We start from the raw sequence: 23,166 nt of genomic DNA, 5'->3' as shown, positions 1-23,166 counted from the left end.
CGCGGGCATCTGCCCGCGCCGCATGCTTATGGATTTTTTACTTGGTGCCGAAGATACGGTCACCGGCGTCGCCCAGGCCGGGGACGATGTAGCCATGGTCGTTGAGCTTCTCGTCCAGAGCGGCACAGTAGATATCCACATCAGGGTGGTCGTGGTGGACCCGCTGAATGCCCTCGGGAGCGGCGATGATGTTCATAAGCTTGATATTTTTGACCTCATAATTTTTGATAAACTGGATGGCCGCAGAGGCAGAGCCGCCGGTTGCCAGCATGGGGTCCAGAATGATGACCTCCCGCTCGGCGATGTCGTTGGGCATCTTGCAGTAGTACTCCACCGGCTCCAGGGTGTCGGGGTCCCGGTACAGGCCGATATGGCCCACCTTGGCGGAGGGAATAAGGGTCAGGATGCCGTCCACCATACCCAGGCCGGCCCGCAGAACGGGGACAATGGCCAGCTTTTTGCCTGCGATGGTTTTGAATTTGGCGGTGGTGATGGGAGTTTTGATCTCCACCTCCTCCAGGGGCAGGTCGCGGGTGGCCTCATAGCACATCAGCGTGGCGATCTCTGAGACCACCTCACGGAAGTCCTTAACTCCGGTGTTCTCATCCCGCAGGATGGACAGCTTGTGCTGCAGCAGAGGGTGGTCCAAAATGTGTACTTTTTCCATGTCCATGGCACGATTCCCCTTTGTGTTGTTCTTTTTCCAGCCGCTCCCGTTCCGCTTGGGAGAGCCGGTGGTAATTGGGCGTCAGTCCGGCCGCGTCGGTCAGCCTGCCCGCTCTGGTCAGCTCCAGTGCACACCGGGCAACCCCCCAGGCACTCTGGTGCCGCAGGTGGGGAGGCGCCAGCCGGATGTCCAACCCCAGTTCCTTGAGGGTAGTATAGCATAAAAGTGCGCCGTCTCCAACCAGAAATTGCGGATTCCCGCTCTTTTTTAGCTCGTCGGCCAGGGCGTCCAGGCCCACGGCCCGGTCGGGGCACAGGCGCTCCAAGCGGCCGCCTGCCGCACGGAAGCGGGCGTTGTAGACCTGGTTCCGGCGGGCATCCATGACTGCACAGATCTCCCCGTCCAGGTGGGCCAGACACCAGGCCATGGACTCCAGGGTAGAGCAGGCCGCGCAGGGCTTGTTCCCCGGCCAGGCCAGCCCCTTGGCGGCGGCGACGCCGATGCGCAGGCCGGTGAAGGAGCCGGGCCCGGCCGCCACGGCGATGAGCTCCACCGCGTCCAAGGCGGTTCCGCAGTTGTCCAGCAGGGATACGGCCATGGGCATGAGGGTGCGGGAGTGGGTCAGGCCATTGTTCTGGAAGGACTGGGCAATCAGAGCCTCATCCTCACACAGCGCCACCGAGCAGGCGGTGGCGGAGGACTCCAGGGCCAATATTTTCATGCGTCCGTCCCTCCCGTGATGGTAATGATGCGCTCTCCTTCACCGGCTCCCCGCCGTATGTCCACCCGGAGCACGCCGTCCTCCAGCGCGTCGCTGACAATCTCGCTCCACTCCACGGCGCACACGCCGCCCCGGGCCAGATAGTCTTCCCACCCGATGTCGAACAGCTCGTCGGAGGAGCCCAGCCGATACATGTCAAAGTGGAACAAGGGCAGACGGCCCCCCTCATATTCGTTGACAATGGTAAAGGTGGGGCTGGTGACCCGGTCGGGAACGCCCAATCCCCGGGCCAGTCCCCGTGTGAAAGCGGTCTTTCCCGCCCCGAGATCTCCGGTAAAGGCGACCACCGTCCCCGCTGTCAGCCGGGCGGCCAGCGCCTCGCCCAGCGCCTCGGTCTCTGCTGGGGAGTTGGATATATATTCCATATAACACCTCGAATGTGAAAATTCGCTTAAATATTATACCACACCCGTTTACCAAACGCAAAAAAGATGGTAAACTAAATTGATTTTAAGCACGGTTTTGGAAGGGAGGGATGTGGTTGAACTGGCTGACCGATTCGATCCGCGAATTTATACACCGGGGCGACCGGCTGTTGCTGACGCTCTGCCTGCTGGCCAGCGGCTTCGGAATGGTGCTGATTTACAGCGCCACCCGTTATATGAACCACTCGGCGGGGTTGCGCTGCATGCTGATCCAGGCGGTGGGTATCGTTCTGGGGGTGTTCGTCTATATCGCCATGTCCTCGGTTGATATTGAGCTGTTTACGGAAAAATCCTGGAAATGGCTCTTTTTGTTTGGACTGTTCATCAATTTGCTGCTCCTGACCCCACTGGGGATCGGCGCGGATGAGACAGGCAACAACAGTTGGCTGAGTATTCCCGGCTTTCCGGTCAATCTGCAGCCGGCGGAGCTGGCCAAGCTGACCTTCGTACTGCTGCTGGCCTGGCAGATGAACCGGCAGCGGGAGCGGGGACTCAGCCGCCCCTCCTCCGTATTCCAGTTGGCGGGCCACACCCTGGTCATGATCGGGTTGATTGTGGCGACCTCCGGCGATTTCGGTATGGCGCTGACCTATGCCTTTATCTTTGTCATCATGGCTTGGGCGGGCGGGGTGAAAAAACGGTGGTTCCTGCTGGCCATTGTGGTTTGTGTCATAGGGGCCGTGCTCATTTGGCCCCACATCAGCGACAAGTACTTCGCCCGGCGTATCACCGTGGTCATCGATCATATTATGGGCAATACGGAGACCATCAGCGAACAGACTCAGGGACAGGGCTTTCAGCAGACCCGCAGCATCCTGGCTATCGGCAGCGGGGGGCTGTTCGGCATGGGGTATCTCAAGGGGATTCAGACCCAGAGCCTCTCTGAGTCTGCCCTGCCCGCCCGGCACACCGACGAGATCTTTGCGGTCTGCGGAGAGGAGTTCGGCCTGATCGGGTGTATTGTTCTGCTGTTCCTGCTGGGAGCGATCATTGCCCGCTGCATCTGGGTGGCGCGGCGGGCCTGCTCGCCTCAAAGCGCTTTCATCGCCATGGGGTACGCAGGGATGCTGTTGGCCCAGGTTGGAGTCAACGTGGGAATGTGTCTCTATGTGTTCCCCGTTGTGGGGCTGACACTGCCGTTCATCAGCTATGGCGGCACCTCCATCGTCACCATGTTTGCGGCCATGGGCATTATCTCCAGTATCAAAATGCGCTCCCTTCCGAGCTGGCTGCGGGATCGGAGCCGTATTTGAACCAGTGGACGGGGGCTGGCCGATTTGGATAGCCTCCGCCGTATATTCTCCTTGATTTGGCAAAGACTACGGATGATTTCCAAACAAGGAGGTAATTGTCTTGAAACACCGCGTCCTTCTGCGCCGCGCTCTGCCGCTGGCAGTGCTGGCGGCGGTCCTGTACTCCGCTGGCTGGCCTGCATCTGCCTTTTTCTTCCAAAAAGATGAGGCGGTCCCAACCGTGGCGGCCATGACCAAAAACGGCCCGGCGGCGGAACCCATCTCCTTTTCCGAGGAGGACTTCGTTGTGGAAGGCTCCGGCAAGCTGGACAGCATTGTGATCACCACTCTGCCGGATGCCGCGGTCGGCTGTCTCACCCTGGGCGCTCAGGGCATCCAGGTGGGCGACGTGATTGCTATGGAGGCGGTGGACGGACTGCGCTTCACCCCTCTGGCCGCACCGGCCGGCCTGGAGGCTCAGTTCCAGTTCACCCCGGTCTTTTCCGACGGGCGGAGCGGCGATGCCGTCACCGTTGAACTCTACCTGCTGGCCGAGGCAAACGGCGCGCCGGTGGCGGAAAACCTGGAGCTCACCACCTACAAAAATGTGGCGGTGACGGCCCAGTTTTCCGCCGTAGACCCCGAGGGGGATCTGCTCACGTATCATATCCTCAACAAGCCCGCCCGCGGGGCGGTGACCATGCCGGAGGACGGCAGCAGCGAATTTGTCTACACTCCCTATGAAAACAAGACTGGCAAGGACTCCTTCACCTATGTGGCGGTGGATGCGGTGGGCAACTCCTCCGACCCCGCTACCGTTAAGATCAAGATTGAAAAGCCGAATACCAAGGTCACCTACGCCGACATGGACGGCGACCCGGCCCATAAGGCTGCCATCCGACTGGCAGAGGAGGGGATCTTCGTGGGCGAGTGCATGGGTGGGGCCTATTTCTTCCAGCCCGACACCGCTGTGACCCGCGGGGAATTCGTGGCTATGGCCATGAACGCCGCCGGTATGGAAGCCCTGGAGGACGTAGAGCGCACCGGCTTTGCCGACGATGTGTCGATTCCCACCTGGGCCAAGCCCTATGTCTCCTCCGCGCTGAAGGCGGGACTGGTGCAGGGCAGCCGCTCCAGCGATGGGCAGGTAGTGTTCCAGGCGGAGGAGCCCATCACCGCGGCAGAGGCGGCGGTGCTCCTGGACCGGGCCCTTCAGGTGACTGACGTGTCCGCCGATACGCTGGCGGAGGAGGGGATTCCCACCTGGGCGGCCCAGTCTGCCGCCAATCTTGCCACCTGCGGCGTACTGTCGCTGGACGGAGGCCTGAGTGCCCCCCTTACCAGGGGCGAGGCGGCCGAGCTGCTGTGCGGCGCGCTGGAGTTGCAGGACAGCCGGGATGGCGGCTGGTTCTGAACTCTGAACAGAGAGAATGGGCCGGTTCCGTAGGGAACCGGCCCATTGCCTATGTGCGGCGCACCAGAAGCGAGAGACCCAGGGCGGCCGAGGCGCCGCCCAGCAGGACGAAAAAGCCCCAGAGAAAATTCCAGCAGGGGGAGGTCACATCAAACATCCAGGCCAGCAGGGAGTGCCAAAAGGACAGGCCGGCGGCAATGGCAAGGAGATCGAACAGGACATAGCTGCCGCCGAAGAGGTAGATCCACCGCCACCAGGGATTGCGGCCCCAATTCCGAAAGAAGGTGGCGACGCCCGCCAGGCACAGCACGGCCAGAAGGCCCATCAGGCCGAAGTAGAGGGGACCCTTTTGTGTCAGAACCCCCAGCCAGAAGGCGGCGTAGCTCTCCCGGTCCGCCAGCCCCCAGACACGGTGCAGATGAAACGCCCCAAAGAAGAGGAAAAACAGCGGCTCATACCACGCGATTTTCACAGCGCACCCCCCAATCTCCGCTCTACTCTACCACAGAGGAGGTGCTTTTGCAAGAATTGGACGGGGAAGGTTCGAAAGAAGGTTGAGAATAGGCCGGAACCGTGCTATAATATACCACTAGTGCGTATCATATTGTATCAAACTCTCGAACGAGGTGTGCTATGAAAATTGTTGTGCTGGCAGGGGGACTGTCTCCAGAGCGGAATGTGTCCCTCTCCACAGGAACCATGGTGACCGAGGCGCTGCGGGCGCTGGGCTACCGGGCGGGCCTGATCGACTTATATTTCGGCCTGGAGACGGGCGGGGCGGACGAGGCGTTTTTTGACGCGCCTGTGTCCGAGGCCTACAAGAAAATCAGCCGCGAGGCTCCGGATCTGGATCAGGTGCGGCGCGGCCGGAAGGGGGACAGCCCCAGCATGTTCGGCCCCGGGGTGCTGGAGTTGTGCCGGATGGCCGACATGGTATTCCTGGCCCTCCACGGCACCTGCGGCGAGGACGGGCGGGTGCAGGCCGCCTTTGATCTGATGGGAATTCCCTACACCGGCGCGGGCTATCTGGGCAGCGCCATCGCCATGGACAAGGATCTGACCAAGCGGATGGTGGCCGACGTGGTGTCCACCCCCGGCTGGAAGACCGTCGCCTACACCGCCGCGGACATCGACCGACTGGTAGAGACTGCCCGCTTGCCCCTGGTGGTCAAGCCGGTGGCCAGCGGCTCCTCCATCGGTGTATCCATCGCCCACACGGCGGAGGAGCTGCGCCGGTCCCTCACTGAAGGACTGGCCCTGGGTGGGCGCACGGTGCTGGAGGAGTACATCAGGGGCCGGGAGATCCAGGTGGGCATCCTGGAGGATAAAGCCCTGCCCTCCATTGAGATCATCCCCAAGCAGGGCTTTTACGACTATGCCAACAAGTACCAGCCCGGCGCCGCTCTGGAGGTCTGCCCGGCGGAGATTACTCCGGAGGAGGAGGCGCGTGTGCGGGCCGCGGCCCTGCGGGTGTACGAGACACTGGGGCTGTCGGTGTACTCCCGCGCGGACTTCATCCTCACGGAGGACGGGGAGCCCTGGTTCCTGGAGATCAACACCCTGCCCGGCATGACACCCACCAGCCTGCTGCCCCAGGAGGCCGCGGCGGCGGGCATTGACTACAACGAGCTGTGCCAGCGCATTGTGCACGCCTCTCTGGAGGCCCGAAAACAGGGAAGATAAGGAGCGGAAACGGATTATGGAGCCGATGACCATACGTGAAATCATGGACGCGGTCGGCGGTAAGCTGCTGGGAGAGTTTGGGGATATCAACCGGATGGTGGGACGGGTGGAGACGGACAGCCGCACCATCCACGCCGGGTCCCTCTTTGTGCCCCTGGTAGGGGAGCGATTCGACGGCCACGCCTACATCAACGCCGCCCTGGAGGGGGGCGCTGCGGGCTGCTTTACCCAGCGGGAGCGGGAGAGCTATCTGCCGGGCAAGTTCTATATCAAGGTGGACTCCACCCAGCGGGCCCTGCGGGATCTGGCCAAGTATTACAAGAAAAAGTTCCCCATACCCGTGGTGGCCCTGACGGGCTCGGTGGGTAAGACCACCACCAAGGACATGGTGGCGGCGGTGCTGGGGGAGAAGTACCGGGTGCTCAAGACCGAGGGCAACCTGAACAACGAGATCGGCGTGCCCATGACCCTGCTGCGCCTCAGCGGGGAGCACGAAATTGCCGTGCTGGAGCTGGGCATGAACCACGCCGGGGAGATCGACTACCTCTCCGCCCTGGTGGAGCCCGACGTGGTGCTGATGACCAACATCGGCGACTCCCACATCGAGCACTTCGGCTCCCGGGAAAAGATCCTGGAGGCCAAGAGCGAGATCTTCCACCATGTCAAGTCCGGCGCCTTCGTGGTCATCAATGGGGACGATCCCCTGCTGAACACCCTGCCGGGGAAGCTCCCCTATGCGTTCACCCGCGTGGGCGCCGGAGAGGGGCTGGACTATCGGGCGGAGGGGCTGGTCAGCGACGGCAAGAGCCATATGACCTGTGAAGTGAAAACACCTCACAACTATTTCCGGGTGGAGATTCCCGCCCTGGGCGACCACATGATCTACCCCACGCTGATGGCGGCGGCGGTGGGGGAGCACTTTGGCCTGACGCAGACGCAGATTGCCGACGGCGTGCTCCACTTTGCCCCCACCAAAATGCGTATGAACCTGCTCCACCGGGGCGATGACATCACCATCCTAAACGACACCTACAACGCCAACCCCCAGTCCATGCGGGCGGCGGTGGAAGTGCTCTCCAGTGCCCGGGGAGCGTATAAGGTAGCCGTACTGGGCGACATGTTCGAGCTGGGGCCCCTGGCCCCCGCCCTCCACGCCGGCGTGGGCGACTACCTGGGCAAGGCGGGCATCGACTGCCTGGTGGCGGTGGGCGAGCTGGCAAGGCACATCCATGACGCAGCCCAGGCCGCCGGCGTGCCGGAGTGCTATTACTGCCCCACAAAGGCGGAGGCCAGGCCGGTGCTGGACGGCGTGGTGCGGCCCCATGCCACCATTCTGGTCAAGGCCTCCCGCGGCATGGCGCTGGAGGAGCTGGTGGATTATCTGCTCACCATCACAGGGGAGGCATAAAAGGGCCGCCGGGTGTCCGCCCGGCGGCCAGCAGGGGCCGGTGTTCCCATCGGCCCGTCTTTATCCAAACAGCTTTTGCAGATTCTCCTGAAAGGGCGGGTAGATGACCCCCTTCTCGGTGATGATGCCGGTGACCAGACTGTGGGGGGTCACGTCGAAAGCGGGGTTGCAGACCTCCACCGACTCCGGGGCGGTGCGGGTGCCGTACAGGGTGCGCACCTCGTCCCTGTCCCGCTCCTCGATGGGGATGCCGCTCCCGTCGGCCAGAGACAGGTCGATGGTGGAGCAGGGGAGGGCCACATAAAAAGGAATGCCGTGGTAATGGGCGTTGACCGCCACGGAGTAGGTTCCGATCTTGTTGGCAAAGTCGCCGTTGGCGGCCATGCGGTCACACCCCACTACAGCCAGGTCAATCTTCCCCTTGGCCATCAGGCTGGCGGCCATGTTGTCCGCGATCAGGGTGGCGGGGATGTGGTCGGATACCAGCTCGTAGGCCGTCAGGCGGGCTCCCTGGAGGAGCGGTCGGGTCTCATCACAGTAAACCATATTTACTTTACCAGCTTCATGGGCCGCGCGGATGACACCCAGTGCCGTGCCGTAGCCGCCGGTGGCCAGGGCCCCGGCGTTGCAGTGGGTGAGGATGCGGGCGTGCTCCGGCACCACCGCCGCCCCGTGGGCCCCCATGGCCCGGCACATGGCCACGTCCTCGGCGTGGATGGCCTTGGCCTCGGCGATCAGCGGTTCTGCCGCGCCGCCGCACTCCTTTGCCTTGCGTTCCATGCGCTCCAGGGCCCAGAACAGGTTGACCGCTGTGGGCCGGCTGGCGGCCAGTGTCTCCTTGGCCTCGTCCAGCCCCTCACCGGCCAGGGCGGCCAGGCAGTAGGCATAGGCGGCGGCCACACCGATGGCGGGGGCGCCCCGCACCACCATGGTGCGGATGGCATCGGCCACTGGCCGGTAATCGGTATAGGGGAGCCACACTTCGGTCACGGGGAGCTTGGTCTGGTCGAGCAGGTAAAGGGTATTTCCTTCCCATCGGATGGCGTCCATAGGGAAAACCTCCATTCCTTGATTTCGTCTTTCACTATATCACAACGGACAACAGGAGTAAACAAATGATTGATATCTCCATCTCGAACCTGTCCAAGGAGTTCGAGGTAGGCAAAAAGATACTGGACGGCCTGACCTTTCAGGTAGACCAGGGGGAGCGGGTGGGCCTGCTGGGCAAAAACGGCGCCGGCAAGACCACACTGTTCAAAGTCCTCACTGGGGAGCTGGACTGGGATGAGGGCGAAGTGCATGTGGCCCCCGGCAAAGGGGTGGGCCTCATCTCACAGATCCCGGTTTACCCGCCCGCCTACACCGTGGAGGATGTGCTTCAGACGGCCTTTGACCGGCTTCACGCCATGGAGGCCGAGATGGCCCGCCTCGCCGAGCAGATGGGCGCCGACACAGACCCCGCCCTGCTCAGGCGGTACGACGCCCTCACCGCCGCTTTTGAGGCGGGGGGCGGCTACGATACCCAAACGGAGCTGAATAAGGTGTGCAATGGCCTGGAGATTTCCCAGGACATGCGGGGGCAGCTTTTTTCCTCCCTCTCCGGCGGGGAGAAGACCCGGGTCAACCTGGCCCGCCTGATTCTGGAGGATACCGATATCCTCCTGCTGGACGAGCCCACCAACCACCTGGATCTCCGGGCCACCGAATGGCTGGAGGAGTATCTGGACCGTTACAAGGGCACCGTGCTGGCCATCTCCCACGACCGCTGGTTCCTGGACCGGGTGGTACGCCGGGTCATCGAGATCCACGATGGCAAGGCGGAGTTTTACGCGGGCAACTACAGCTTTTATGTGGAGGAGAAGGAGCGGCGCTACGAGGAGAAGCTCAAGCAGTACGAGAAGGAGCAGGCCAAGCTTGAGCAGCTCCAAGAGGCGGCGGACAAGCTGCACCTGTGGGCTTTTATGGGCAACGACAAGCTGCACAAGCGGGCCTTTTCCATCGAAAAGCGCATGGAGCGCATCCGCACCACCGACAAGCCCACCAAGGAGCGGCGCTTAGACATAAAATTCGGGGAGAGCGAGTTCCGGGGGGACGAGGTGCTCACCATCAAGGAGCTGAAGAAGTCCTTTGACGGGCGCACTCTCTTTGACCACGTGAACCTGGAGGTCATCGGCGGCGAGCGCATTGCCCTGCTGGGCGACAACGGCACCGGCAAGTCCACCCTGCTGAAGATTTTGCTGGGGGAAGAGGAGCCGGACTCCGGAAAGTTGCGCATGGGACCGACTGTAAAGGTGGGGTACCTGCCTCAGATCATCCGCTTCTCCCACCCGGAGCGCAATCTGGTGGACACCATGATCTACGACCAGGACTGCTCCACCCAGACGGCCCGCAATCGGCTGGCGGCCTTCAACTTCCGGGGGGAGGACGTGTTCAAGCCCGTGTCCGCCCTCTCCGGCGGGGAGCAGAGCCGCCTGCGCCTGTGTATGCTCATGGACGAGAAGATCAATCTGCTGATCCTGGACGAGCCCACCAACCACTTGGACGTGGCCAGCCGGGAGTGGATTGAGGAGGCGGTGGAGAGCTACGAGGGCAATCTGCTCTTTGTCTCCCACGACCGCTACTTCATCAACCGCTTTGCCACCCGTATCTGGATGCTGGAGAACGGACAGATCATTGATTTCCGGGGGACCTTTGAGGAGTACCGGGCCGCCCAGGAGCGGAAACGGCTCCAGGCCGCGGTCCTCGTCAAGGCGGAACCGGAGAAGCCGAAAAAGGAAAAGCACCGCCGTCCCGGCGGTACGAAAGAGCTGGAGAAGCAGGTGGCCGCGGCGGAGCGGGCGGTGGCCAAGGCGGAGGAGCGGCAATACGAGCTGACCCTCAAGGCCGAGGAGGTGGCCTCCAACTATCTGGAGCTGCAGAAGGTCTATGACGAGCAGAAGGCCCTGGAGGAGGAGATCGCCGCGCTTTACACGAAGTGGGAGACGCTGGCGGCCGAGCTGGAGGAGGCCCGAGGGTGAATCGGAGAAGGAAGAGCTGCTACCGTCCCTATGAGGGGAAGCGGTGGCCCCTGTGGCGGAAGGCCGTGCTGGCCCTGCTGCTGGCGGGGGCGCTGGCTTTCGGCGCCCTATTCGGCGCGGTGATGTATGGTGCCTATGACCACATACAGGGCGAGCCCAGGCTCATGGTCATCCTGGGCTGCCAGGTGAAGCCCTGGGGGCCGTCCATTCTGCTCCAGGACCGGCTGGACAAGGCGCTGGATTACCTGGAGGAGCACCCGGACGTCCAGGTGGTGGTCTCCGGCGGCCAGGGTTCCGACGAGCCCACTACTGAGGCGCAGGCCATGTACGACTACCTGACGGAGCACGGCGTGGAGCCGGAGCGCATCTGGCAGGAGGACCAGTCCCACAACACCTGGCAGAACGTCCGGTATACCCTGGCGCTGCTGGAGGAGAAGGGGGCGGACACGAGTGCCGGCGTGGTGCTGGTGTCCAGCGGCTTCCACCTCACCCGGGCGCGTATGCTGTGGGAGCGCGCCTCCGGCGGAGCGGGAGAGCTGTCCACCCTGGCGGCCCCCTGCACCCATGTGCCGTCCCGGCTGAAGATGTATATTCGGGAACCCTTTGCACTGGTAAAGTCCTTTTTGTTTGACAGGTGATATGACTTGGAAATGATGGAAAAGCTGCGCGCCCTGGATCTCCACTATGCCGATGTGGAGGCCCGCCTGAGCGCGCCGGAGACCTATGAAGACCCCGCGCTGGTGGCCAGGCTCAACAAGGAGCAGCGGGAGCTGGAGCCGGTGGTCATGGCCTACCGGGCCTACCAGCGCCGCCGGCAGGATCTGGAGGATGCCGAGGCCCTGATGGGCGACCCGGATATGAAGGAGCTGGCCCAGGAGGAGTACCAGCAGGCCAGGGAGGAGCTGGCCCGGCTGGAGGAGGAGATCAAGGTGCTGCTCCTGCCCCGGGACCCCAACGACGACAAGAATGTCATCGTGGAGATCCGCGCCGGAGTGGGCGGGGAGGAGGCGGCTCTGTTCGCCCACTCCCTGTTCCGCATGTACTCCATGTACGCCGATGCCCGCCGCTGGCGCGTGGAGGTGGACTCGGTCAACGAGACGGAACTGGGTGGCGTGAAGGAAATCTGCTTTACAATTGAGGGAGACGGAGCCTGGTCCCGTCTGAAATTCGAGAGCGGCGTCCACCGGGTGCAGCGGGTACCTGAGACCGAGTCGGGTGGGCGTATCCACACATCCACCGCCACCGTGGCGGTGCTGCCCGAGGTGGACGAGGTGGACTTCGAGCTCAACCCGGCGGACATCGAGATGCAGGTTTTCCGCTCCTCCGGTGCGGGCGGCCAGCACATCAACAAGACCTCCTCCGCTGTGCGGCTCATCCACAAGCCCACCGGCACGGTGGTGGAGTGCCAGCAGGAGCGCAGCCAGTTCCAGAACCGGGACCGGGCCATGCAGATCCTGCGCTCCCGTCTGTACGAGGAGAAGGTGCGGGAGCAGGAGGAGGCGGTGACGGCGGAGCGCCGCAGCCAGGTGGGCACCGGCATGCGCAACGAGCGTATCCGCACCTACAACTTCCCCCAGGGGCGGCTGACCGACCACCGTATCGGGCTGACCCTGTACCGGCTGGAGAGCGTCATGGACGGCGATCTGGATGAGATTATCGACGCGCTGGTGACCGCCGACCAGGCGGAGCGGCTGAGGGCTCGGGAGCAGGACGGCTAAGGCGGGGACGGCCAAAAAACAGCGCACAAGGCTGAGAAAAGGAGTAAGAAAGCGTGGAATTGATCATTCACTTTACCGCCCTGCCGGAGAAGCTGACCCTGGATATGGTGAAGTCCGACCTGGCGGAGCTGCTGGAGGACGACGGCTGGCTGACCGGCTCAGGGGCGGACTATCTGGAGCTGGAGCTGGAGGACGAGAAGGTGAACCCCAAGTACGGTATTCTCACCGTGAAGGGTTATCTGCAAAAGGCCCGGTTCGCCCCGGACACCACCATCGAGCTGGCCGGGACGCCGGTGGGCATCTACGAATAAGCAGGGGAGGGTATTTTTATGAAAAAAGCCATCGGCATTTTACAGATTGTCTCTGGCGCGGCCCTGCTGGCCGCGGGCGTGCTGACCATCGTGGAGGGAAGCGCACGACGGAGTGCCCGGGTTCGGCATGGAAGGGGAGTTCGTTTTTGAGCAGGGAAGATGCCGCGCTGTGGGAGCGTCTGTCCCGCTTTTGGGCGGACGTGGCGCGGCAGGATGCCGCAGCCCTGCGGGAGTGGTTCGCGCCGGAAGCAGAGGTGTATTGGCACTGCACGGACGAGCGCTTCACGGCGGAGGAATACATTCGGGCCAACTGTGAGTACCCAGGGGACTGGGAGGGCGCGGTGGAGCGTGCGGAATGGACGGAGGACGGTTGTGTTTCGGTCGCAGCGGTGTGGCCGAAGGACAGGAGCGCCCGTTTTCATGCGGTGTCTTTTTTCCGTTTCGCGGGGGGCAGGATCACCCGCTTAGATGAGTACTGGGCGGACGATGGGCCCCCGCCCCAGTGGCGGAAGGAAAAGCACATCGGCAGTTCCATCGGGAGAAGCTGAACCATCGGGAAGGTGAGCACATTGCACACACAAAGACTACAGCCGCGGGACACGGCCGAGGCGGCGGAGATTCTCCGCCGGGGCGGCCTGCTGGGCATCCCCACGGAGACGGTGTACGGCCTGGGGGCCAACGGCCTGAATCCAGACGCCGTGGGCCGCATCTTCGCGGCCAAGGGGCGGCCCCAGGACAACCCGCTGATTCTGCACATCCCCTCGGCGGACTGGCTGGAACGCTACTGCGGGGACATTCCGGACACGGCCTACGCCCTGGCGGAGCGCTTCTGGCCGGGGCCGCTGACCATGGTGCTCCGGCGGAAACGCGTGGTGCCCGACGTGGTGACCGCCGGGCTGGACACCGTGGGGATGCGCTGTCCGGCCCACCCGGTTTGCCGGGCCATTCTGGCGGCCGCCGACGTGCCGGTGGCCGCCCCGTCGGGCAATACCTCCGGCCGGCCCAGCCCCACCAACATGGCGGACATGCTGGAGGATATGGACGGAAAAATTGACGGCATCGTGGACGGGGGACCCTGCGCGGTGGGGGTGGAGTCCACCATCGTGGATCTGACGGTAATGCCCCCACGGCTTCTGCGCCCCGGCGGCGTCACCCTGGAACAGCTCCGGGACGCGCTGGGTGAGGTGGCGGTTGATCCTGCGGTGACCCGGCTCATGGGCGCGGGGGAGCAGCCCCGGGCTCCCGGCATGAAGTACCGCCACTACGCCCCCAAGGCCCCGGTGACCGTGGTGCAGGGGGCCCCGGCGGCGGCGGCCCGCTACATCCAGGCCCACATGGCCCCCGGAGACGGGGTGATCTGCTTCGACGAATACGCCGGGCTGTTTGCCGGCCACCCGCTGGAGCAGCTGGGGCCCAGCACCGACGTGCCGGAGCAGGCCCGCCGGGTCTTTGAGGCCCTGCGCTGGTTCGACGGCACCGGCGTGTCCCACATCTGGGCCCAGTGTCCCGCCGCCGCCGGTATCGGCCTGGCGGTGGCCAACCGGCTGAACAAGGCCGCCGGCTTCCACATCGTGCGGGCGGAGTGAAGCCTCTCCTGCGGTGGAAATTTACAAATACATAACAAACCCGGAACGAGATATGCTATACTGAACCACGGAGGCGAAGCCATCCATGAAACGCATCGGCATCACCGGCCCCACCGGGGCGGGGAAGACCACCGCGCTCCAGGCCCTGGCGGAGCTGGACGCCCATATCATCGACGCGGATGCGGTGTACCACGCCCTGCTGGAGTCCAGCGCCACCCTGCGGGCGGAGCTGACCGCCCGGTTTGGCCCTTCCATTCTGGACGGGGAGGGCCGTGTCAACCGCAAGGCCCTGGGCGGGGTGGTATTCGGCGATCCGGCGGCCCTGGCCGAGCTGAACGCCATCACCCACCGCTTCATCCTGGCCGAGATCGACCGGCAGGCCGCCGGGGCGGAGGAGCAGGGGCGGAGCGCCGTGGCCATCGACGCCATCGCCCTCATTGAGAGCGGCCTGGGGGAGACCTGTGGCGCGATAGTGGGCATACTGGCCCCCAGGGAACTGCGCATCCGGCGGATCATGGCTCGGGAGGGGATTTCGGAGGACTACGCCCGGAAGCGGGTGGAGGCCCAGCAGGGGGACGGCTTTTTCCGCACCCACTGCGATTATCTCCTGGAAAACCGGGCGGATGACACGCCGGAGGCCTTCCAGGCCAGGGCGAAACAACTGTTTGAGCAGATACTATGCAATATGAAATAGATTGAGGAGGAAACCACATGGAAGAAAAGCAGAAGACAGCGGGAGAGTTGCGGCGCGAGGCGCTGCTCTACCAGCCGAAAAACGGCTACGACCGCCTGAGCGCCCAGGATGAGGCGGATATGAAGTCCTATTGTGAGGACTACAAGAAGTTTTTGGACGCAGGCAAGACGGAGCGGGAGTGCGTGACCGAGGCGGTGCGCCTGGCGGAGGCCAAGGGCTTTAAACCCTTCACCCGCGGCATGGCGGTCAATCCTGGCGACAAGCTGTACCGGATCAACCGGGGCAAGGCCCTGATGCTGGCCGTGGTGGGCACCAGGCCCCTCAGCGAGGGCGTCAACATCGGCGCGGCCCATATCGACTCCCCCCGGCTGGATCTCAAGCCCAACCCTCTCTATGAGGACGCGGAGCTGGCCTTTTTCAAGACCCACTATTACGGCGGTATCCGCAAGTACCAGTGGGTGACCATCCCCCTGGAGCTCCGCGGCGTGGTGGCCCTGAAGGACGGCTCCACCGTGGCCGTGTCCATCGGCGGCGCGCCGGAGGACCCCCAGTTCACCATTGACGATTTGCTGCCCCACCTGGGCGTGGAGCAGTCCAAGAAGCCCCTGGGCGAGGCCATCCCCGGCGAAAGCCTGAACCTGCTCATCGGCAGCCGCCCCTTTAAGGACGACGAGGGCTCCGACCGGGTGAAGCTGGCCATCATGGACTATCTGAACCAGAAGTACCACATCGTGGAGGAGGATTTCATCTCCGCCGAGCTGGAGGTGGTGCCCGCTTTCAAGGCTGCCGACATCGGCTTCGACCGCTCCCTGATCGGTGCCTACGGCCACGACGACCGGGTGTGCGGCTTTGCCTGTCTGGCGGCCCTTCTGGCCCTGGGCACCCCCGGCAAGACCGCCGTCTGTATGCTGGCGGACAAGGAGGAGATCGGCTCGGCCGGCGTCAGCGGCATGAAATCCGCAGCCTTTGATACCTTTGTCAGCGACCTGTGCGACGCCCAGCGGGTGCCGCTGAAGGCCTGCTACGAGAAGTCCTTCTGCCTGTCCACCGACGTGACCGCGGCCTACGACCCCAACTTCGCCGAGGTCTATGAGAAGCGCAACAGCGCCCGGGTGAACTACGGCATCGGCCTGTGCAAGTACACCGGTTCCCGCGGTAAGTCGGGCGCCTCCGACGCCTCTGCCGAGGTGGTGGCCTATATCCGCAGGGTGCTGGACGAGGCCGGCGTGGTGTGGCAGATGGCTGAGCTGGGCAAGGTGGACGCCGGCGGCGGCGGCACCGTGGCCTGCTATATGGCCGAGCGCGACATCGACACCATCGACGCGGGTGTGCCCGTGCTGAGCATGCACGCCCCCTTCGAGACAGTGGGTAAGCTGGACTGCTATATGACCTACAAGGGAATCAAGGCGTTCTACGAGAAGTAAATTTGCATAGGAAGCAAGCGCACCTGCGGGATGACCGCAGGTGCGCTTGCTTTACGGCAAAAAGAAAGTTAAAACTAAAAAAGGAGAAACCGATACTATATAATCTGGTTAAATCTGGTGATCTCTCCTATGCTATGGAAACAGGAGGGATTTTATGTTGAACTTTGTAGAAATCGGTAGAATCATTGTTGTACTGCGTGAGAGAAAGGGGCTGACACAGGAAAAGTTGGCGTTGGAGGCGGAGATGAGCGTGATTTATCTGCGCAGGATTGAGCGCGGCCGTGCGAACCTGACGCTTCGCGCCCTGGACCGGGTGGCGGCCATACTGGGATTGGAGCTCTCCACACTTCTGCAGCTCTCCGAAGGAGGACAGAAATCTCGGGAAGAATCGCGGGCGCTCTGCGATGGAGAGGCATCGCCACACGCCTGATGGGGGAGGGACAGTATGAAAATTCATTCGGAGGACGCATATCATCTGCTGCATCGGCTGGGCGCAACGGCCAACTATACCGGCTTTTCTTATCTGGTACGGGCGCTCCAGCTCTGTGCAGAGGAGCCGGAACGTCTGCTGCTGGTGACAAAATGGCTCTACCCGGACGTAGCAAAGCAATACGGAACGAACTGGAAGGCAGTGGAACGGAATATCCGCACTGTGGGCCGTGTGATTTGGAATTCAAACCGGCCGCTTTTGGAGGAGCTGGCCCGCCGGGAACTCCCCCAAAAGCCGTGTACGGCGCAACTGCTCGCAATCCTGCATGCCAGCCTGTTGCCGTCCGGTTCTAGTACGGATGAAGAGTAGGAAAAGTTTTTGTAGCAAAGGAGGGAGGAACATGGTCTAATAGACAGGAAAGAAGAAGGGGGGCGGGGATATGGAAAAGCCTTTGACCTCGGTGCGCAGGGAATCCATGGATCTGGCCGGCCTGTTGGAGGAACACGGCGACCACCTCCTGCGGCTGTGCACGCTCTATCTGGGAGACCGGAGCCAAGCGGAGGACGCGGTGCAGGACACCTTCCTTCGTGCGCTGAGGGCTTGGCCGGGGTTTTGAGGAGACTGTGCCGTGGAGACGTGGCTGGTGCGTATCGCTATCAATGTGTGTAAGCGCCAGCTCAGGAGCCCGTGGAGGCTTCTGCGGGCACCGCAGGAGAGCCTGGACAGCCTGCGCATGGAGGGACCGGAACCGCCGGACGACACCCTGGTACGGGCCATACAGGCCCTCCCGCCAAAATACCGGGAAGTGATCATCCTTTACTATTACCAGGAGTGGAGGGCCTGGGAGATCGCCCAGCGGCTGCATGTTCCGGTCTCCACCGTGACGGTACGGCTCTCACGGGCCCGGGGACTGCTGAGGGAACGTCTGAAGGGGTGGTACTATGAGCAGGAATAAGCAGAGCATGCACGCCGAGCTGGAGACGGCGCTCTCGGAGCTTCACCTGAGTATGGAGCGGCGGGAGGCAATTTTGGCCGCGGCGGGGCGCATGACGGAGAGAGAAAACCGCCGCCGTCCGCTGCGCACCGGCCTTATGGCGGCGGCTATCTGCGCCGCTCTGGCCGTGACCGCCGTCGCGGTCTCACCCTCTCTACGGGAAACGCTGGTCCAATTCCTCGGCAGCTTTGAACCCTACGCTCAGGAGGTAGAGGGGGTGTCGGCTACGGACCAGGGCATCGAGCTGCGGGTAGTGCGGGTTTTGGCGGATAAGAATGGGGGCACTGCATACCTGGAGGCGGAGGATCTGGCGGGGGAGCGGCTGCACGAAAGTGCTGCCCTGGAATCCTACCGCGATCCCTGTATTGCCTACGACGCGGAAGCCGATACGGCACTGTTTGCCCTCGCGCTGGACGATATCGCTCCGTGCCAGATGGAGACGGGGGATGTCTATACAGTAGAATTTTCCCGCATTCTCCCCTCGGTGGAGCCATTTTTCGCACCTCTTCCGTGGGAACTTCTGACCGGAGAGCGGCTGGATACCCTGACCGTAGCGACAGAGAAGTACATATCGGGAGAGAGACGGGAGGAAACCAGAACAGTGCTGGTCCCCGGCCAGACGCCGGCGGAATTGGGCACGGAGCTGTGCAGCCTGTCCTCCATGGGGTTTGACCAGGACGGGGCCTTTCACATTCAACTCCGGCTGGCGGACGGCGTCGGCGGGGAATACGGCTACCTGCAGACGGGTATGCCGCAGGTGGAGTGGGAGGTGGGCGCCATTGGTGAGACCCACACCACATTCCAGCGGGAAGGAATATCGTACTACGATATCCGGTTCCGCACGCTGACGGCGGAGCATTTCGGCCAGTTCCGCATTGACCACATATGGGGCGAGCTGACCATGGGGCAGCCTATTGAGGGGGAGTGGGTTCTGAGCTTCCCGCTGGAGCTGCTGCAGGAGCGCACGATTGAGCTGGAGGAGAAGCTGAACAGGCAGGTGATACGGGAGATCACCCTGACGGCTACCAGCCTGAAGACACACTCCCAATTTGAAGATCCGGACTACCCCACCTGCAATGGGTTTCCACTTACCGTCTATTTGACGGACGGCAGTACCATGGTGATCCCATATAACGGAAACTGCGACCGCAGGACAGTCTTTTTCACGGAGGAGGACACCCTGACCTATTACGCTCCTGGAAACAAGGACCGCTGGGGTGAGGATATCGTATGGTATTTCCCGAGAGCCATCGATCCGAGGGAGGTAACAGGTATCGCGATCGGCCAGCGCTATCTGCCGATGAACCAGGACGGTACCGCTGGGCCGGGGTGCTGGCTGGACCGGCTTCCGGAGTAAGGCGCGCTGCGGCGGTTGCATAAAATTGCCCCCGCCGGCTCATACTGAATCCAAACGACATTTTGGGAGGGTATGGGCATGGATGAGACGAAGCAGACTGCGGAGACCGGAAGCGAGGAGGGCGGCGACCAGCGCCAGCAGCAGATCGTGGATATGGGCTCCTCCACCATCCGGACGGAGCGGGGGACCATCCACACCCTGACCATTGTAGGACAGATCGAGGGCCACCAGGTTCTGCCCTCCTCGGCCAAGACCACCAAATATGAGCACGTCATGCCCCTGCTGGCGGCCATTGAGGAGAGCGACGAGGTGGACGGCCTGCTGGTGCTGCTCAACACCGTGGGGGGTGACATCGAGGCGGGCCTGGGTATCGCCGAGCTGATCGCCTCCATGTCCAAGCCCACCGTCTCCCTGGTGCTGGGGGGCGGGCATTCCATCGGCGTGCCTCTGGCGGTGTCGGCCAAGAGGTCCTTTATCGCCCCGTCGGCGGCCATGACCATCCACCCGGTGCGGCTGAACGGCCTGGTGATCGCGGTATCCCAGACCTTCAACTACTTTGCGCGCATCCAGGAGCGGATTATTCAGTTTGTCACCCGGAACAGCCGTGTAAAACGGGAGGACTTCACCCGGCTGATGCTCCAGACCGGGGAGCTGGCCGCGGATGTCGGCAGCGTGATCTACGGGGAGGAGGCCGTGCGCCTGGGACTGATTGACGAAATTGGCGGCCTGTCCGACGCGCTGGCCTGCCTGCACCAGATGATGGATGAGCAAAAAACGGGGAGCGCCGCAGAATAATCTGCGGCGCTCCCTTGTCTGTTGCCTGTTTATGACGCCTCCCGGAACCAAAAGCCCTCAAAGTCACCCTTCATGACACGGTAGCCATTCATCATACAGTCGTAGGAGAAGGCGCGGATCAGGTTGCCTTCGCTGTCATACTCGCCAAATTCATGGGCCACACCGCTGTTGACCACATAATTGCCGTCAAAGGACTGGGCGTTTGAAACGATGCTGGAATAGGTGACGGGAAACTGCTTGGCCAGAGAGAAGGTTTTGGCGTTGGAGTCCACCAGATAATAGGTCACATAGGAGTGGATTCCAGACCCACCTGTGAGGCTGGTTCCAACACTGTCGGGCAGCTCAGGCTCGTAGTCGTCCCGGGTGCTCAGACTCCAATAGTTGTTGTCGTACATGCGCAGAAGGTATTGTCCCTCCGGCAGGCTGTCATCCTCAACCAGCTCCACGTCATGCTGGCCGTACTGGGGGACAAAATCCCCTTGGGGCTGATAGGAGAGCGACTCATACTCCGTCCCCGCCCAGAAGGCGGGATCGCCGATCAGGGCGGTGAGGGTTGGTGTGCTGTGGACACCGGATACCTGCACAATGGTGGAGGTCTCCCGGGAGCTGACCAGGATGCTGTCGTCCGCCTGCCTGTATTGAACGGAGTTGAGGTGGAGCCAGTCGTCCTCGCCGGCCTGCCAGAAGGAGGAGCCGGTGAGGGGAACGTGATGGGTCATGGCGCCGTAATAGCCGTCCATCAGCGTGGAGAAATCCACGAGCTCGGTAACAGCGCCGGTTTCGGGGTCCAACTCGACAACCACATCCATCACGGTGTCTTGTTCCGTGTCGTTGACCAGGGCCAGAATGGTGCCGTCCGGCCCCCAGTTGATGTCGTGGTGCAGCTCATACTGGCCCAGGTCATAGATGCGGATAGCCTGACCAATGGGGGTCAGCAGCGCGATTTTTCGGCTGCTGACGCAGGTGTAGAGTCCCATGTCGGTGTAGAGGAAACGGTCGGAGTGGAAGCCCTCCAGTACCATCTCATAGCGCAGCACACCGGAGTTATCAAAGAAGAAGGTGTAGCCGTAATAATCGCCCAGTCCGGTGGCGTAGAAGAGGCCGTTGCTCAGTGCGGCGGCGCTGTCCCCGTCGGTGTATGTAAGCCGGCTGTCATAGCCGGAGCTGGAGGGGGGCATCTTAATGGTGAAGGTGGCGCGCTCCTGTACCTTGCCCCACTCGCCTATGGCCTCCAGTGTCACCTCCTGGGTCTCGCCCGGGACGAGACCCACCAGCAGGAAGCAGTGCTTCCTGCTGAACTGCTTGTCCCCCAAGCCCTGCGCTGTGGCGGTATAGTCAGGCAGTTCTGCGCTGGTGGTGTGGATGGTATAGCGGATTTCGCTTTTCCGGTCCGTCTGGAAGGCGAGGAGGAGCCCGTTGCTCCCGGTTCCAAAAGGATTTAGGAGGGCCAGCGGCGCGTCGATGGCGGCGTTCCCCTGTTGCTGTACCAGTTCCATCAGCTCCTGCCCCAGCCGGTGCTGAACCGACTCGTCGTAGTAGGTGAAGCCGTCCTCCTCATACTCATCCGGCACCATCCGGGAGACGGGAATGCTGGCCTCGCAGGGGGCGGAGTAGAGGGAAACGCCCCGCTCCTCACTGGTATACATACGCTCTCCCAACTGGATGTTCCAATCGTCCCGGCTGCTCATCTCAGAGTCCATCAGCACATGGACGATGATTTCAAAAATGGCAAAGCCGCAGAGCAGAACGGCCAAGGTGATCAGCAGGCGTTTGATCCACTTTTTCTTATTCATCGCACGACATCCCCTTATGTAAAGTCCATAGCTTCCTCCTTCCATATAGTAGCCGACGCAGCGAAAGTGTCAAGAGTTAAAATGTAAATTTTGAGAGACAGGCTCAGAAAATGGGCGTAAACAGAACGGGTCCACAGCCCGAATCGGGCTGTGGACCCGGCTATTCCCACCGGCATCCGTGTGCGATGCCAGTGATAGTACCGATACACTTCAGAGAGTCGTTCTCATGGATGATAATGTCTTTGAAGTTCAGATTAGGGGCGACCAGTTTGGTGATGCCCCGTTTATAGTACAGGCGGCGAATGAACGCCTCCTGATTGAGAAGAAACAGGCCATATTCCTGGCGGGAGGCATGCTCCCTTTTGCAGAGCAGAATGGTTCCGGCGGAGTAGAGCGGCTCCATACTGCCGTTGGTGAGCAGAACGGCAAAGTCTGCCTCACGGGCGGCGGCATCTGTCTCGGGGATCAGTACAGGCCGCAGAAAAAAGGAGTCACCCAATGGGTTGGAGTCCCCGGGAGGAGCGGTTACATAGCAAAAGGTCCGCTTGACCGGCAGATTTCCTGCCAACCGGCCAGGCGGCATATTGAGAAGTTCGGTCATGGTATCCACCGCCCGCTTGCTGTGAGGCTCCAGATCCCGGTATTTCATGAGAAATTGAATTTCCTCTGAGGAGAGCAGTAAAATCCCATCGTCCGTGGAGGTGCTGACATGGTATTCAATCGGAAGCTCGTCATCTAAAAGGTAGTGTATGGGAATGCGCAGGACCTGAGTGATCTTGTCCACAGGCCCGACGGCTGGATTTTTGGTTTGACCGGAAAAGATTTTGTTCAGAGTCCCCAGCGGAACGCCTGACTGCTGTGCGATCTCCTCCGTGGTCAGGTGGCGCAGCTTCTTGATGTAGGCCAGTTTTTCGGTCATGGACATGGAACACCCCTCCTGTACGAACATGAGTTAACCGGATGTGGTAAAAAAATCCGGTGAACCGGTCAAAATAACCGGATTGTATTGACATTCCTCTCGAAATACATAATATAGGGATTAGCACGGAAGGAAATACAAGATAGGGGGATGGTCGAAAAACACTGACCTTGAAAGGGGCAACGGTTAGTATACCACGGCAAAGGAGAGAACCTGGTCGAATTCAGTCGTTTATCACCGAAAAGTATTAGGAATGAGGAGAGAGCTTACATGAGAAACAACCACAAGACGTATTGTGTATTCCTGGATGTGGCCTCCCACCCGCAGATGTACGGAATTCGGGGGACGAATGGCATTTGCGTGGGACGGATATCCACGGACTTCCAGGAGGTAAACCGGCTGGCCGAATGCTGCAACAGCGCGGGATTGTCACCGGTACATCTGGCCGACGTGGTGGAGGACTTCCGGCACTCGTGAAAGAGCGGGGCGGCGGGCCGCTTTGCTCTTGACCACAGAGC

General features: G+C 62.0%; 27 protein-coding genes. 20 read left to right on the top strand and 7 right to left on the bottom strand.

Annotation, left to right across the window (positions count from 1 at the left end):
- Window positions 1–37: 37 nt before the first annotated feature.
- The 3 genes from upp to tsaE are packed head-to-tail and all read right to left on the bottom strand — an operon-like array spanning window position 38 to window position 1,813.
- On the bottom strand, window positions 38–667 hold the full coding sequence (gene upp / locus HMPREF0372_RS17880; protein WP_034566285.1) for a uracil phosphoribosyltransferase: 630 nt from the start codon (window positions 665–667) through the stop codon (window positions 38–40).
- Complete coding sequence (gene tsaB, locus HMPREF0372_RS17875) at window positions 603–1,388, bottom strand: tRNA (adenosine(37)-N6)-threonylcarbamoyltransferase complex dimerization subunit type 1 TsaB (RefSeq protein ID WP_007495636.1); 786 nt, start codon at window positions 1,386–1,388, stop codon at window positions 603–605. Before tsaB ends, upp begins: the two co-directional genes overlap by 65 nt.
- Complete coding sequence (gene tsaE / locus HMPREF0372_RS17870) at window positions 1,385–1,813, bottom strand: tRNA (adenosine(37)-N6)-threonylcarbamoyltransferase complex ATPase subunit type 1 TsaE (RefSeq protein WP_007495635.1); 429 nt, start codon at window positions 1,811–1,813, stop codon at window positions 1,385–1,387. The genes tsaB and tsaE overlap by 4 nt, the downstream gene beginning before the upstream one ends.
- A gap of 110 nt (window positions 1,814–1,923) precedes the next feature.
- On the opposite strand from tsaE, the gene HMPREF0372_RS17865 reads away from it, so the two are divergent.
- Both HMPREF0372_RS17865 and HMPREF0372_RS17860 read left to right on the top strand, forming a co-directional pair.
- A complete protein-coding gene (locus HMPREF0372_RS17865) occupies window positions 1,924–3,126 on the top strand; it encodes an FtsW/RodA/SpoVE family cell cycle protein (protein ID WP_007495633.1) in 1,203 nt (400 codons plus the stop codon).
- A gap of 100 nt (window positions 3,127–3,226) precedes the next feature.
- On the top strand, window positions 3,227–4,519 hold the full coding sequence (locus HMPREF0372_RS17860) for an Ig-like domain-containing protein (RefSeq protein WP_007495631.1): 1,293 nt from the start codon (window positions 3,227–3,229) through the stop codon (window positions 4,517–4,519).
- Window positions 4,520–4,568: 49 nt separating this feature from the next.
- On the opposite strand, the gene HMPREF0372_RS17855 is transcribed toward HMPREF0372_RS17860, so the two are convergent.
- On the bottom strand, window positions 4,569–4,991 hold the full coding sequence (locus HMPREF0372_RS17855) for a hypothetical protein (protein ID WP_007495629.1): 423 nt from the start codon (window positions 4,989–4,991) through the stop codon (window positions 4,569–4,571).
- A gap of 161 nt (window positions 4,992–5,152) precedes the next feature.
- Here HMPREF0372_RS17855 and HMPREF0372_RS17850 point away from each other — a divergent pair, with 161 nt between their 5' ends.
- Both HMPREF0372_RS17850 and HMPREF0372_RS17845 read left to right on the top strand, forming a co-directional pair.
- A complete protein-coding gene (locus tag HMPREF0372_RS17850) occupies window positions 5,153–6,202 on the top strand; it encodes a D-alanine--D-alanine ligase family protein (protein WP_039998006.1) in 1,050 nt (349 codons plus the stop codon).
- A gap of 16 nt (window positions 6,203–6,218) precedes the next feature.
- A complete protein-coding gene (locus HMPREF0372_RS17845; protein ID WP_007495627.1) occupies window positions 6,219–7,610 on the top strand; it encodes a UDP-N-acetylmuramoyl-tripeptide--D-alanyl-D-alanine ligase in 1,392 nt (463 codons plus the stop codon).
- 60 nt (window positions 7,611–7,670) lie between these two features.
- On the opposite strand, the gene mtnA is transcribed toward HMPREF0372_RS17845, so the two are convergent.
- Complete coding sequence (mtnA, locus tag HMPREF0372_RS17840; RefSeq protein WP_009256960.1) at window positions 7,671–8,660, bottom strand: S-methyl-5-thioribose-1-phosphate isomerase; 990 nt, start codon at window positions 8,658–8,660, stop codon at window positions 7,671–7,673.
- A gap of 65 nt (window positions 8,661–8,725) precedes the next feature.
- Between mtnA and abc-f the strand changes: the two genes are divergently transcribed.
- The 15 genes from abc-f to HMPREF0372_RS17775 all read left to right on the top strand — a co-directional run bounded on the left by abc-f (window position 8,726) and on the right by HMPREF0372_RS17775 (window position 19,936).
- Window positions 8,726–10,627, top strand: a complete 1,902-nt coding sequence (abc-f, locus tag HMPREF0372_RS17835; protein ID WP_007495625.1) for a ribosomal protection-like ABC-F family protein — start codon at window positions 8,726–8,728, stop codon at window positions 10,625–10,627.
- Window positions 10,624–11,265: a YdcF family protein gene (locus tag HMPREF0372_RS17830; protein WP_007495624.1), complete on the top strand. Its 642-nt coding sequence runs from the start codon at window positions 10,624–10,626 to the stop codon at window positions 11,263–11,265. The genes abc-f and HMPREF0372_RS17830 overlap by 4 nt, the downstream gene beginning before the upstream one ends.
- 12 nt (window positions 11,266–11,277) lie before the next feature.
- On the top strand, window positions 11,278–12,345 hold the full coding sequence (gene prfA, locus HMPREF0372_RS17825; protein ID WP_007495623.1) for a peptide chain release factor 1: 1,068 nt from the start codon (window positions 11,278–11,280) through the stop codon (window positions 12,343–12,345).
- A gap of 53 nt (window positions 12,346–12,398) precedes the next feature.
- On the top strand, window positions 12,399–12,656 hold the full coding sequence (locus HMPREF0372_RS17820) for a hypothetical protein (RefSeq protein WP_007495620.1): 258 nt from the start codon (window positions 12,399–12,401) through the stop codon (window positions 12,654–12,656).
- 18 nt (window positions 12,657–12,674) lie between these two features.
- Entirely contained in the window at window positions 12,675–12,806 is a 132-nt protein-coding gene (locus HMPREF0372_RS21145; protein ID WP_007495619.1) for a hypothetical protein, read from the top strand.
- Window positions 12,803–13,204, top strand: a complete 402-nt coding sequence (locus HMPREF0372_RS17815; RefSeq protein WP_007495618.1) for a nuclear transport factor 2 family protein — start codon at window positions 12,803–12,805, stop codon at window positions 13,202–13,204. The genes HMPREF0372_RS21145 and HMPREF0372_RS17815 overlap by 4 nt, the downstream gene beginning before the upstream one ends.
- Window positions 13,205–13,225: 21 nt before the next feature.
- Complete coding sequence (locus HMPREF0372_RS17810) at window positions 13,226–14,242, top strand: L-threonylcarbamoyladenylate synthase (RefSeq protein WP_007495617.1); 1,017 nt, start codon at window positions 13,226–13,228, stop codon at window positions 14,240–14,242.
- Between the two features lie 85 nt (window positions 14,243–14,327).
- Entirely contained in the window at window positions 14,328–14,936 is a 609-nt protein-coding gene (gene coaE / locus HMPREF0372_RS17805; RefSeq protein WP_007495616.1) for a dephospho-CoA kinase, read from the top strand.
- Window positions 14,937–14,953: 17 nt separating this feature from the next.
- Complete coding sequence (locus HMPREF0372_RS17800; RefSeq protein ID WP_007495615.1) at window positions 14,954–16,360, top strand: aminopeptidase; 1,407 nt, start codon at window positions 14,954–14,956, stop codon at window positions 16,358–16,360.
- Between the two features lie 154 nt (window positions 16,361–16,514).
- Window positions 16,515–16,790, top strand: coding sequence for a helix-turn-helix domain-containing protein (locus HMPREF0372_RS17795; protein WP_007495607.1), 276 nt, complete (start codon window positions 16,515–16,517; stop codon window positions 16,788–16,790).
- Window positions 16,791–16,805: 15 nt separating this feature from the next.
- Entirely contained in the window at window positions 16,806–17,159 is a 354-nt protein-coding gene (locus HMPREF0372_RS17790; RefSeq protein WP_007495606.1) for a sporulation initiation factor Spo0A C-terminal domain-containing protein, read from the top strand.
- Window positions 17,160–17,229: 70 nt separating this feature from the next.
- Window positions 17,230–17,406: an RNA polymerase sigma factor gene (locus tag HMPREF0372_RS19495; protein WP_007495605.1), complete on the top strand. Its 177-nt coding sequence runs from the start codon at window positions 17,230–17,232 to the stop codon at window positions 17,404–17,406.
- A gap of 12 nt (window positions 17,407–17,418) precedes the next feature.
- On the top strand, window positions 17,419–17,745 hold the full coding sequence (locus HMPREF0372_RS18885; protein ID WP_007495604.1) for an RNA polymerase sigma factor: 327 nt from the start codon (window positions 17,419–17,421) through the stop codon (window positions 17,743–17,745).
- A complete protein-coding gene (locus HMPREF0372_RS17780) occupies window positions 17,732–19,141 on the top strand; it encodes a DUF4179 domain-containing protein (RefSeq protein WP_007495603.1) in 1,410 nt (469 codons plus the stop codon). The genes HMPREF0372_RS18885 and HMPREF0372_RS17780 overlap by 14 nt, the downstream gene beginning before the upstream one ends.
- A 78-nt stretch (window positions 19,142–19,219) precedes the next feature.
- Window positions 19,220–19,936, top strand: a complete 717-nt coding sequence (locus tag HMPREF0372_RS17775; protein WP_009256950.1) for a ClpP family protease — start codon at window positions 19,220–19,222, stop codon at window positions 19,934–19,936.
- 29 nt (window positions 19,937–19,965) lie between these two features.
- Here HMPREF0372_RS17775 and HMPREF0372_RS17770 read toward each other — a convergent pair whose 3' ends face one another.
- Both HMPREF0372_RS17770 and HMPREF0372_RS17765 read right to left on the bottom strand, forming a co-directional pair.
- Window positions 19,966–21,729: an aryl-sulfate sulfotransferase gene (locus HMPREF0372_RS17770; protein ID WP_007495600.1), complete on the bottom strand. Its 1,764-nt coding sequence runs from the start codon at window positions 21,727–21,729 to the stop codon at window positions 19,966–19,968.
- 160 nt (window positions 21,730–21,889) lie between these two features.
- A complete protein-coding gene (locus tag HMPREF0372_RS17765; protein ID WP_009256948.1) occupies window positions 21,890–22,654 on the bottom strand; it encodes an XRE family transcriptional regulator in 765 nt (254 codons plus the stop codon).
- A 264-nt stretch (window positions 22,655–22,918) separates the two neighbouring features.
- Here HMPREF0372_RS17765 and HMPREF0372_RS17760 point away from each other — a divergent pair, with 264 nt between their 5' ends.
- On the top strand, window positions 22,919–23,125 hold the full coding sequence (locus HMPREF0372_RS17760) for a DUF6514 family protein (RefSeq protein WP_007495596.1): 207 nt from the start codon (window positions 22,919–22,921) through the stop codon (window positions 23,123–23,125).
- The last annotated feature ends 41 nt before the right edge of the window (window positions 23,126–23,166 follow it).

Origin of the sequence: Flavonifractor plautii ATCC 29863 (genome assembly GCF_000239295.1) — a bacterium.
In the GTDB taxonomy this organism is placed as follows: Bacteria; Bacillota; Clostridia; order Oscillospirales; family Oscillospiraceae; genus Flavonifractor; species Flavonifractor plautii.
The sequence above is the reverse complement of the archived record's forward strand: the minus strand, read 5'-3'. Positions and strand labels throughout refer to the sequence as shown.